Below are 12,239 nucleotides of genomic sequence, written 5' to 3'. Positions count from 1 at the left end.
GTCTTACTCATAATGTCTCCATTAATAGGAGGCATTATTTATATCTCTCTGCCATCTCATTTACAGCATTGCGGATGCGTTCACGGAGATCTGCAGGCTCTATGACTTCCACGCTGGTTCCGTACTGCATCGCCCAGTGGAACATGGCATTCTGGCTGCAGGTCACACGGATAAATGCCTTATTGGCATCTGCCTCAGGATTAAAGTTATCTGGATAATTGTTCTGAACAAATTTTGGTGATAACACTTCAAAGTTCTTATCAAACCAGTCTACAATATCACCCATATTCCCTTTCTGAACCTTTAATACAATCGTAGCTGCGGAATCACTGAACATGTAGAGATGTTCCGCCATATGCTGTGGCAGATTCAGTCCATGCTCCATCCCTTTTACCAGACTTTTATCCTTGACCTTTTCATCCAGTATCTCAATCTCCGTCATACGGTCGATCCGGTAATTCGACAGATTGTCATATTTATCATAATTGCAGATCAGATAATATTTGCCCTCATTTGCAACCATCTGATATGGATTTACAATATACTTCGTATCCTTTCTTGGATGAAGCTGTTTATCGATACCATAGGTGTTATAGAGAAATGCAACCTTCTTGCCCTCACTGATCGCATCATCGATCATCTCAACATTTAACATGGTCTGACGGTTATCGGTATGTGATAACCCCGGCAGATTGCACACATGCTGTACCTTCGCACTGAAATACACATTCGAAAGCCCCTTGATCTTCTCGATCAGCTCCTGTGCCTGATTTCTCGGTATCGTCTTTGAAAATAAGATACTGTCGATCAACATTCTAAGCTCAGCATCATCAAATTCGTGATTGTAATACCAGTCCTTTGTCAGGATCTCGGTCTCTCCGTTTTTATTTTCACGTTCAATCTCCGTACATTCCAGATTATAACCAAAATCCACCAGATTCATCAGATTGCTCTTGACAGATTTCCGGTCAACCTTCATTCCATATTCGGTTTCCAGTTTCTTTATGATATCCTTCTGATCCATTGTATGTTCGGAATCCGTGTATTTCCGAAGAATCTCAAGGATACAAATATTCATCATTTTCTTTCCATCTACCATGTATGTACTCATAAATACTCCTTTTTACCACTCATAATGGTGAAGCTGTCCCTTCGTCTCAAGCTCCGGGAAGCCCTGCTGTCTGAGTGCCTCATATAACACGATTGCTACAGAATTTGCCAGATTCAGGGAACGGATCTCCGGGAACATCGGAATTCTGACTGCTGTTTCCTTATAGTCTAACAGAATTTCCTCCGGGATTCCCGCGCTCTCTTTTCCGAACATGATATAGGCATCTTCCTCATAGTTTACATCTGTATATTTCTGTTTGGATTTGGTCGTTGCCATATAGATCTTTGCGCCTGGATTTTTTTCAAGGAAATCATTGAAATCATCATAGATCGTTACATCTAATTTGTCCCAATAATCCAAACCCGCACGCTTTAACTGCTTCTCGTTGATCTGAAAGCCCAGAGGCTCGATCAAATGAAGTCTTGCACCTGCTGCCACACAGGTACGTCCTATATTTCCTGTATTTGCCGGCATCTCCGGCTCATGAAGTACGATATTTAACATGTTTTTCTCCTTTTTTATATAGCTGTATATTCGTAAGCATCGCTCACTTCTTAACCAAGCTTATATCCTTCATTTTTTACAATTTTAAAAATATCTCGGTTAAATCTCGGTTAAATCTCGGTTAAATTGTCTCGACAACACTAATTATCAAACAAATTATTTGGGTTAAAATCAGGATTTTAACCAAGCCCTACTTAAGTATCCAATTAGATATTTGTTGATTATCCGAATCTAATTGTATAATATTGCTCTTTTTCATTGCTGTTAGAATATTATGAATCTTATTTTCCTTCTGTTTATCAGACAAAGAATCCGGTAATTTTTCCCACAATAATAACTTAATATCTCTACGTTTTGCCTTATGATATTTTTTCAAATACTCAACAATCAAATCTTTATAATATTTGTCATTAAATCCTTTATTCTTGATATAGCCTGCACTATCATCCATACTTTTTGATGCTGACGCTGATAAAAACAAACTTGTAATTCTTCCCTCAACCAATTTTGCAGCTCTTAATTTATCTACATCCGCTTTATCAAGTGAAAGTCCCTTCTGAACTCGATCCAAAAGAAATACCGTCTGTAAATCCAGGTCCTGATGATCATATAATATATGCATGTAATTATCATCTAATATTTTTCCATAAACAGTAACCTCAACCTGAGTTCCTGATGAAATATTATAATCTGGCATAGGAAAATATTTCGCTTTTTGAATATTAAATGCTCTTCTGATACCTAAAGTTGCAGTATCAATCATATGAAACACAACCATCGATTCAGCTAATAACTGATTTCTGTAAAATGGTGGATTATAGCTCACTTCCAATACATTTTCAATCTTTTGCGGAATAAAATCTCCAGGGTTTGTAAATTTAATTTTATCCTCAAATTCATTTACATATATTCTCCCACCAAGTTGATAATTTGTGTGTGCAATACAATTATTTAACAACTCTCGAATAAGCCAACTGTTATATTGTTCCGTTTCCATAGGAAAAAGGGTCAATTGATTCGGCATATATCTGTATGTAAGATTACGCACCTTCGAAAACACCTTATCTACAACATTTATAAATGGTATCTTAAATATTTCATAATCCTTATCACTTCCATCCGCACCATATAATCTCCACATAATACTTGGAGCAGATGTCATTAAATAATCATAATCTGCTGACCCAAGTAACAACATGCCAGCATTCGTAACCTTACCACCAATCAATAACTTTACTTTCGTCAAGAACTCTTCATCTGTCATTTCATCGACTTCTTTTGATATGTGTTCCTGATTCATTTTCTCTTTATACTTTTCTCTAGCCAAATTAATAGCCGTTTTATCTAAATTATCAATAGTGGCTACTTCAATCACCTGTTTTGACCAGTCTTTTCTTTCCTGTGATCGAATTGCATCAATCTTATATTGTTTTAATGGAACAAGACTCTCACCCGAACGCTCATAATAATTGGTACGCCAATCTGTAGGAATACCCGTTGCTGCGGCTGGAACTTTAAACATTAACACCCTTAATCTTTTACCATTTACAATAGGAAATATCTCTTTAATTTCATAAAAAGTCATTCCATTTGTAATATCTCTTGATATCTCATACTTAAATTTTTCAAGAAGACTCTGTTCCCCCTGCTTGTATGCAGTTCCAACAACATGTTTTATCTTATCTCGTTCACTTACACCAAAAATTAGCCATCCGTACTGTTGCTGCTTCAGATTAGCCTCATTACTTAATGCTGAAAAATATCTTCCTATTTTATCCGTATCATAATTACTTTTTGCTTCTTTAAATTCAACCGTTTCATACTCCCAACGTTCCATCAAGTTCTCAAGTATTTCATAGTATTCAATATCTTTAACATTCTTCTCATAATGAAAAAAAGCCATTTCACCTTTAACCCCCTATTACAAATTTTCACATTCTTCCCTTATGATAATACCACAACAAGTGGTCAAAACCATTTCTACTAATTTTTTCATCTGCTGCATTCCTAATCATATCAACAGCATTTCTATACTGCTTATAATCACGGAGATCATACCGCTCAGTAATATTAAAATAAACCAAATACATTGGTAAAACTGTTCTTAAAATATTATCATATATTGAATAATTATCCTGATATTCTGTATTTTCAAATAAATAAAAGCATGCGTAATGACAAAATTTACTCGCAAAGGACAAATTTGTTCTTGCCCTAAACTTGGCAGATGTTACTCTTGCAATTTCATGAACTAACTTCATGTCTTCATATTCCGGATTTCTCAAACATTCAATCAGTTCTGAACAATCAAATGCGCAAATACGCCTTACTATTTCTGTTCTTCCACATTTATCAGCATTCAAATGTGTACTGTTTTCTCTATCTACAGCCTCAACTGCACCTTTTATTAATTCCTCATAAGTATAATTTACTTCTTTATTTTTAATTAGAACACTTTTCAACATGGTCATCCAGTATGCTGATGAGCCACCATATACAAGTTGATTCTTTCTATCAAATTTAGGTCCCGCCGATATATCTGTTGATTTTATATAGGCAGAATCATTACGTATCATAGCCTCTACAATAGCGACATTATCCGTTGTTAATTTAACAAGTTTTTTGTTATTATAAGTAACCTCTTCAAACATTTTTGTCTTTGCAATTCTAAGCTCTTTTTGAATAATATTACCCATACTATATTTCTCCTTTATATCCCCATATAGGCTATATGGCTAGTCTTAAATATATTGTGAACTAAACTATGGTGTCAAAAAGCTTTCCTCTCCATCGTGGATGATCACGCGATCATGTCCGATTGTTGTTCTGCCGATCACAGCAGCTTCAAATCCGGCTTCATACAGACGATCGCTTAACAATCCACCATCTGCCGTGACAAATAATGCCGCTCCGCATCCATCGATCCGGTATGGATCATCCCCGGTAAATTCACAGATCTCAATGGTTTCCTGCATGATCGGTATATGGTCATGGCTGATCCGAAGCCCGACATTTCCAGCCTCTGCCAGTTCCCATAATGCGCCATATACTCCTTCTGTTGAGATGTGGCGTGCATATATACTGCCACATGCCATCGCAATATCTCCTTGATCCTTCACAAGTAATAACCGGTCAAATTGCTCTGCTGTGCGAAGATATTCCTCAGAATATCTGGTCAGAAGCTCTTCTTTTCTTTCCCTGACCCGAAGCAGGGTTCCGAGGATGCCGGCCTGTCCACACATAACGATATCCATATCCGGCTTGATCTTTGCATTTTTCTCGCCCTGCGATATCCTTCGTCCATACATCGTTACAGTTACCGCAGGCTCCTTGAATATCCCGCTGATCGCGGTATCTCCATACACAACATCCATGTGAAACTCCTTCGCAAGATCAGAAAGCTCCCGCAGAATCTTTTTCATACGCTTCTCATCATTTTCCGGCATCATGACCGTATCTGTAAGTGCAAATGGCTGATACCCTCCAAGCCGTAATTTATTATATTGTTTGATAACATCCGAAGTCACCATACCCAGTGCATTTGCAAGGCAGAGCCCTTCCGTTACTGCAAGCTCACTATCCAACAACACAAGCCGGCTATAGTCATCTCCTATGCCGGCTTGTGTTATGTCAGAATGTTCCTGTTTATTCAACGATCTTAAGATTGACCGCTTCTGCTGTATAAATCGAAACTTTTCTTTATTCATCCCTGATACCTTTTAGAATGCATATGCAAGCATACCGATTACCATAGCTGCTACCAGGATTCCAACTATAATTGCGGATGCTACCTTTTTACCCTTTGAACTGCTTAAATTGATCATTTCCCATTTCTCCTTTATATTTTAAACTTATAATTTTCTGATATTACCTGCCCACACATCAGATCTTCTTCCGTCTTATGCAGGACATCATGTATAGATTAACGCTGAATTTTCACTTTGTCCAGATATAATAGCATTATTTTATAGCAATTTAGCATTTGCCGAAGGACACACACGGTTCAGCGCACATTCCGCACATTTCGGTCGTCTGGCAATACATATCGTTCTTCCAAGTGTAATGATCTGAATATTATATAAGATCCACTGTTCCTTTGGAAGCTTTTCCATAAGCTCATGCTCGATCTTCACCGGATCATCACTATCTGTCAGCCCAAGCAGCCTGGAAATACGTTTTACATGTGTATCAACGACGATACTTGGCTCGTGGTAGATATTGCCACGGATCACATTTGCGGTTTTTCTTCCAACACCGTCTAATTTCGTCAGGCTCTCGATATCACTTGGCACTTCTCCGCCATATTCACTGATGAGCTTCTTTGCACAGCCAATTATATTCTTCGCTTTATTCTTATAAAATCCGGTCGAATAAATATCCTTTTCCAGTTCCTTGATATCTGCATCGGCAAATGCCTGCAAGGTCGGATATTTCACGAACAGATCCTTTGTTACGATGTTTACTCTGGCATCTGTACATTGTGCCGACAGCATCGTTGCGATCAGAAGCTGCCATGCATTTTCATGATTCAGATAACACTTGTAATCAGTTCCGTATGTCTCATTCAAGATCCGACAGATCTCAGCGACCTGTTGCTTTTCTTTTTTTGTCATGCTACATTACTCCTGTTTTCCTGCCAGATAGTTGATAAACTGCTGTGCTGTACGGCCGGAGATTCCACCATGTGACAGCTCCCATTTGTTTGCTTCCGCGCACAGTTCTTCCTCTGTCATATGGATGCCGTTCTTCTCTGCCAGACCTACAACGATCTGGAAATATTCCTTCTGTGACGGCTTGCTATAATTGATCGTAACACCAAAACGATTGACCAGTGACAGCTTCTCCTGCATTGTATCGCTCTTGTGCATACCATTGTTATTCTCAAGATCGGTACGATCTGTCCATGTCTCACGGATCAGATGACGACGGTTCGATGTTGCATAGATCAGAACATTATCCGGCTTGATCTCCAGGCCACCTTCGATGACTGCCTTCAGATATTTGTATTCTGTCTCAAACTCCTCAAAGGACAGGTCATCCATGTAAATGATGAAGCGATAGTTACGGTTCTTGATCTGGGAAATAACCTGAGACAGATCCTGAAACTGATGCTTATAGATCTCGATCATACGAAGTCCCTGATCGTAATATTCATTTATGATCGCCTTGATCGTTGTTGACTTTCCGGTTCCGCTGTCGCCAAATAACAGCGCATTATTTGCCTTACGTCCTGCAACAAAGGCTTCTGTGTTCTCCACGATCTTCTGTTTCTGGATCTCATATCCGATCAGATCATCCAGACGAACATCCTCTGTGTTATTGATCGGAACAAACTGCATATCTCCATTTGTCGGATGAACGATACGGAATGCCTTGTTCAGTCCGAACATTCCAACACCATATGCCTTATAGAAATCCGTCACGATCTTGAAGATATCATTTTCATCCTTTGCCCCTTCGATCGCACGGCTGATATCCTGTACCTTTGTGCTGACATTCTTATTATACATACGTTCTTTCTTGCCGATGGCTTTATAATTATTCACGATCGTGAAGCAGTCAATATCCAACGCTTCCTCGATCTCAGAGAAATCAAAATCAAACAGCTTCTTGAAGATCTTGAAATCATTTTTTGCAAAATAATTAACGGTTCCGTCATTGGCACCCACTTTTTCACTCGTCATAGAGAATGAATTCTCATTTGTGATAAGGATAAATGCCAAATAATTGTGCCACAGATTTGTGTCAAATCCATAATCGGTAGCAAGATCCAGCAACCGCTTGATCTGGTCGTAGATCCTTGCAACCAGCTCCGCATTCGGACAGTCTCCGCGGTCAAAATCCTCAAATATCCCGGACAACTTCATCAGAATACTGTTCTCACCCAGATTTCTATATAATACTAATTTCGCTATATCTCTGTACATCTTAAATTATCCTTCTTTCTTCATTTGTCTATATAAACAGGCATTTGCCCTGTTTTATCCAGCTCGTTTCTCTCAGGCATTTTCCTTGCTTCTTTTCTCTTTCATGCGTCTCGACTGTCGTCTCTGCTGCCGCTTCCGGGGTTTCTCCCTCCAGCCATCATCCGACGAAGCGTAAGGTTCTCCGTACTTTTCCCATGCGACTCCCTTTTCCCGCAATCTCATAAGTACGAATTCCTTCACCAGTGCATATAAGACAGAGGATAATGGTACAAATATCAGCATACCGAGAATTCCCATCAGATCTCCGCCAATGATAACGGCAACCAACACCCATATAGATGGAAGTCCGACGGACCCGCCTACCACATGCGGATAGATCAGATTTCCCTCGACCTGCTGCAATACGATAAACAGGATCAGAAATACCAATACCTTCTTCGGATCGTCAACCAGAATGAGAAATGCACCGACACCACATCCAATAAATGCACCAAAGACCGGAATCAATGCCGTTACCACAATCGTAACACTGACCGTCAGTGCATATGGAATACTAAGGACGCTCATGGATACAAAGAACATCAAGCCCAGAATACATGCCTCCAGACACTGTCCGGTTATAAAATTTGCAAATGTCTCATCTGCCATAACGCAGGTCTTGATGATCTTATCTGCTGTTTTCTCTTTAAATAATGCATATATCAGACCCTTTGTCTGACGCTTCAAGTTCTCCTTCTGTGCCAGAATATAGATTGCGAAAAATAATCCAACCACAAAATCGACTATACCGCTGACAATAGAGGTTGCAAAATTAAATGTTGATGACAACAGGCTTCCGCTTCCATTCTTTATCAGATTGATCGCACTCTCACTCACCTTATCCCATGCAATATCAATCTCCATGATCCGGTCAACGATATCCGGATACCCCGCTGCCAGATTCACCGCCCAATTCTTAATTGCCTCCATCGTAGACGGGAACTGCTGTCCGATCGCTGTAATTGTCCGGCTGACCTCCGGTATCAGCATCGTGATCACAAAAGCAATCACCAGGACGACGCAGATAATGGAAAGCACCATACAGACCGGTCTCCGGAACCGATACCATCTACTTTTTTCATTTCGGAATAACAGATTTTCAAATCCCTTCATCGGCACATTCAGAATGAACGCAATCGCAAATCCAATCACGAACGGCATAAGCAACCCGATGATCCATGTACCGCAGGCATAGATTTTATCAAAACGAAATACGCAAAATACGACTAATACAGTTATAATGATCAATTTTATGAGCTTTTTCATATTCGAATTATTCAGTTCCAAATTCAATTTCCTCTGCTTTCTTTTTACATTTTTTTGAGCAGGCACATAGAACGTGTCTGCTCAATCATGCCAAGACCATTTATTCCGGCAGATTGATGTTCCCAAATACATCACCTATGGAATAGGTCATATTCTCTTTTGGTTTATAAGCATTCATAATCGGAGCCATGATCTTCTCAAACTTCTCCCTGTCCTTTGAAAGAACGAATACTTCTGCTGTATTTCTGGCATCCCACAATGCATCATGCTCTTTTCCTTGAAAATCTTCTCCCAGATAGAATACCGCATCTGACAGTGCCAGTCTTCTTCTGGTTCCAAGCATACGTGCAAATTCCTTCTGGAAATCCTTCCATTTGGATGCAAGCTTCTGTGCATCCGGGTTATTATAGGATTTTAACTTGCGCTCCCGGTTGAACTGCCGCAGATCATTCTCACTCCATGCATAAATCACATCCGCGCTTAAGCCCCATGCAATGAACCGATCCATCGCAATCGCAAAATCCGGTGCATCGTCTACCATCTCATTTGTGATCCCGGTAAGATTTGTTATTCTGGATGTCACAGGCGTAATTCCCGGCTTTACATAAGTCTTGAATGAATCAATCTCCTTATATGTATCGTCCAGCTTAACAGCTCCTATTTCAATTATTTCATTTTTGCAAATTTTTAATTCATCGGGATGAGAATTATCGATCTGATTCATCTCAAAATCCACAAATATATACTCCATGTGTCACAACCTTCCTGAAGCTGTCTTCCGGGTGAAAGCCACCTGCCGAACATGGCTTCCACCATCACAATCTTACCTTACAGCATACCATTCACAGTCAAAAATGTCTATCTTTTTCTTAGTGGAGATTTTCTGTAAATGCCCTGTTAAAAATTGTAGCTGTCTCGGCTTTATTTACCGTAACTTAAAAGATTTCGGATAAATAAAGCTGGGACAGCTACAGTTTTTTACAGGATATCTATTCTCCATAGCCAAAAACATTATTCATTATAGCTATTTCCTACCTGTTTTTTACACATATGAATCGCCACAAGTATAAACGGCAATGAAAATACCCCTGACAGTACATCGGAGATTCCCTGTGTAAGAGCCACGCCTGTTTCCTGAAAACACATTGGAAGAAGCCAGATCAATGGCAGGAAAAAGATTCCCTGTCTGGTGGATGATATGAGAATGGCTTTTCCGATCTCCCCTATTGCCTGAAATAACATACCGCTGACCAGGCACACCGCCATAAATGGCAATGATACCGCATGCATCCGGAGGGAGAGCACGCCCAGATCAAGTACTGCATTTTCACCAAATAACGAGATGATCGGAGATGCAAATATCCACACAAGAACACCTGCAACAGCCGATGCGATGATCTGGCTTAGAAGTGTAAACGTGATTGCCTTTTTTACCCGGTCATTTTCCTTTGCCCCATAGTTGTAGCCAACCACCGGCGCAAATCCCTGACCATAGCCAACCATAACAGCAAACAATATGGCAAATACTTTATTCGATACCGATATTGCAGCAACCACATCATCCCCATATTCTCTCGCCGCCCGGTTCAACAGGATCGTTGCCACGCAGACCAGCCCCTGACGGAAGAAAGACGGAATACCTGTTCTCGTAATATCGGCTGCCGTCTGCCTGAACGGCTTCCCTTTCTGCCCCCTGAATCCGATCACGCTTTTCCCGCTCAGCATCACGATCAACATAATAGCAAGGCTTACGCTCTGTCCACAAAATGTTGCGATTCCCGCTCCGCGGATTCCAAGCTCCAAACCCGACACCAGAATCGGATCTAAGACTGCATTTAAGACAGCACCGCTTCCAATTCCAACTAACGCCCAGACAGGCATTCCTTCCGCCCGCAGAACATTGTTGAGTACATATGACACACACATGACCGGAGCTGTAAGCAGGATCCAGAATCCATAGTCTAATGCAAATGTCTCGATCGTATCCGTCGATCCCAGAAAATCAACCAACGGTTTCTGCCACAGGAAGCCTGCTCCCATCAATATAAGCCCGGCAATCAGAGACATTAAAACCGCAACCAGTGCATCTCTGCCTGCCTCCTGTTCCTTCTGCTCGCCTAAAAATCGGGATATTCTGCTGCCTGCACCCATGCCAAATGTATACCCTACCGCCTGTATCATGGCAAGCACCGAAAATAAAACCCCAACTGCCGCAACTGCACTGTTTCCAAGATCCGAAACAAAATACATATCTACAATATTGTACGTTGTTCCGGCAAGCATACTGACAATGGTTGAACAGGATAATCGCAAAATAAGATAAGGCACAGGAGTCTGTGTCATTTTCACATGATTCTCCTGTGCCTTATCCTTCGTATTGTCAGTTTTACCTTGAACACTATTATTTTTCATACGCAGACATCCTGCCCTATAGTCATAGTAAGAAACCGACAAATAAATATTTCTGTATCCATCCAAACTCTGATACCAAAATCATAACAATCTTTTATATCATCCGGATATTGATGCATTATTTCAGAAATTCAGCCACTTCCTCGATCTTATTCTGTGCATCATACACGCCCAGGTCGTACATTGCCTGAATCTTCTTATCATCCTTTTCCGTTCTTGATATGTCGATCTGTACACTCGGACGGATAATAAGAACCTCGCCCTTCTGTTCCAGTTCAGCCAGCTTCTCCAATGTCTTATTATAATACAAATGCCGCATGGCTATTCGTTTCACATACTCCGGATATTCCTTATACCGGATTGCTTCCAGCTTCAACATGCTGTCTTCTTCCTTGACATAGCCTTCCGGTCTGGTCAAAACTACGATATCTTTTCGATATCCCATTCTCCGGAACTGGAAGATTGGAATGCTGTCTGCCGTTCCGCCATCCAATAACTTCTTGCCATCTACTTCTACAATCTGTGACACGATCGGAAGTGATGCTGATGCACGAAGCTTGTCCATATCCTTTCGAAGATCCGTACATTCCAGATACTCCGGCTGCCCGGTTTCTACATTTGTACAGCATACATAAAATCTCGTTGGATTCTCCTCAAATGCATCATAGTCGAATTTGTATAATTCATTTGGCAGTCGATCATAACAAAAATCAACTCCAAATAAATTTCCCGTTTTCAACAATGACTTCAAACTCATATATTCCTTATTGTTTCGGTATTCCAAGCTATATGCAATATTTCTTCCACGCTGCTTGGATACGAAAGAGGCTCCATGAATAGCTCCTGCCGATACGCCGATCACGCCATCCACTGTAATATTATGATCTAAAAATACATCCAGTACGCCGGCAGTATAGATGCCACGCATGCCACCGCCTTCTAAAACCAATCCTGTCTTTGTCATATATCTTCAACTTCCT

11 protein-coding genes are annotated in these 12,239 nt (G+C 40.5%); all 11 read right to left on the bottom strand.

The window, feature by feature from the left end; translation table 11 throughout:
- Window positions 1-34: 34 nt before the first annotated feature.
- Window positions 35-1,111: a WYL domain-containing protein gene (locus DWW43_RS06870; protein WP_243104417.1), complete on the bottom strand. Its 1,077-nt coding sequence runs from the start codon at window positions 1,109-1,111 to the stop codon at window positions 35-37.
- 12 nt (window positions 1,112-1,123) lie between these two features.
- A complete protein-coding gene (trmL, locus tag DWW43_RS06865; RefSeq protein WP_117808535.1) occupies window positions 1,124-1,615 on the bottom strand; it encodes a tRNA (uridine(34)/cytosine(34)/5-carboxymethylaminomethyluridine(34)-2'-O)-methyltransferase TrmL in 492 nt (163 codons plus the stop codon).
- Between the two features lie 190 nt (window positions 1,616-1,805).
- Window positions 1,806-3,518 (bottom strand): ATP-binding protein, encoded by a 1,713-nt coding sequence (locus tag DWW43_RS06860; protein WP_008400490.1) that lies wholly within the window; start codon window positions 3,516-3,518, stop codon window positions 1,806-1,808.
- 28 nt (window positions 3,519-3,546) lie between these two features.
- Window positions 3,547-4,311 (bottom strand): hypothetical protein, encoded by a 765-nt coding sequence (locus DWW43_RS06855; protein WP_008400491.1) that lies wholly within the window; start codon window positions 4,309-4,311, stop codon window positions 3,547-3,549.
- Between the two features lie 66 nt (window positions 4,312-4,377).
- Window positions 4,378-5,322 (bottom strand): AIR synthase family protein, encoded by a 945-nt coding sequence (locus tag DWW43_RS06850; RefSeq protein ID WP_119963112.1) that lies wholly within the window; start codon window positions 5,320-5,322, stop codon window positions 4,378-4,380.
- A 258-nt stretch (window positions 5,323-5,580) separates the two neighbouring features.
- Window positions 5,581-6,228, bottom strand: a complete 648-nt coding sequence (gene nth, locus DWW43_RS06845) for an endonuclease III (protein WP_119963111.1) — start codon at window positions 6,226-6,228, stop codon at window positions 5,581-5,583.
- A 6-nt stretch (window positions 6,229-6,234) separates the two neighbouring features.
- The gene (locus DWW43_RS06840; protein WP_008400495.1) at window positions 6,235-7,542 is read right to left on the bottom strand and encodes an ATP-binding protein; all 1,308 of its coding nucleotides are present in this window, start codon (window positions 7,540-7,542) and stop codon (window positions 6,235-6,237) included.
- Window positions 7,543-7,614: 72 nt separating this feature from the next.
- Window positions 7,615-8,868: an AI-2E family transporter gene (locus DWW43_RS06835; RefSeq protein WP_243104416.1), complete on the bottom strand. Its 1,254-nt coding sequence runs from the start codon at window positions 8,866-8,868 to the stop codon at window positions 7,615-7,617.
- A gap of 79 nt (window positions 8,869-8,947) precedes the next feature.
- Window positions 8,948-9,598: a 3'-5' exonuclease gene (locus DWW43_RS06830; RefSeq protein ID WP_008400497.1), complete on the bottom strand. Its 651-nt coding sequence runs from the start codon at window positions 9,596-9,598 to the stop codon at window positions 8,948-8,950.
- A 260-nt stretch (window positions 9,599-9,858) separates the two neighbouring features.
- Entirely contained in the window at window positions 9,859-11,259 is a 1,401-nt protein-coding gene (locus DWW43_RS06825) for an MATE family efflux transporter (RefSeq protein WP_119963109.1), read from the bottom strand.
- 118 nt (window positions 11,260-11,377) lie between these two features.
- Window positions 11,378-12,223, bottom strand: coding sequence for a patatin family protein (locus DWW43_RS12390; RefSeq protein WP_117822509.1), 846 nt, complete (start codon window positions 12,221-12,223; stop codon window positions 11,378-11,380).
- Between the last annotated feature and the right edge of the window lie 16 nt (window positions 12,224-12,239).

Origin of the sequence: Clostridium sp. AF15-41, assembly GCF_003604095.1 — a bacterium.
In the GTDB taxonomy this organism is placed as follows: domain Bacteria; phylum Bacillota; class Clostridia; order Lachnospirales; family Lachnospiraceae; genus Coprococcus.
This window is presented reverse-complemented; position numbering and strand designations above follow the sequence as displayed.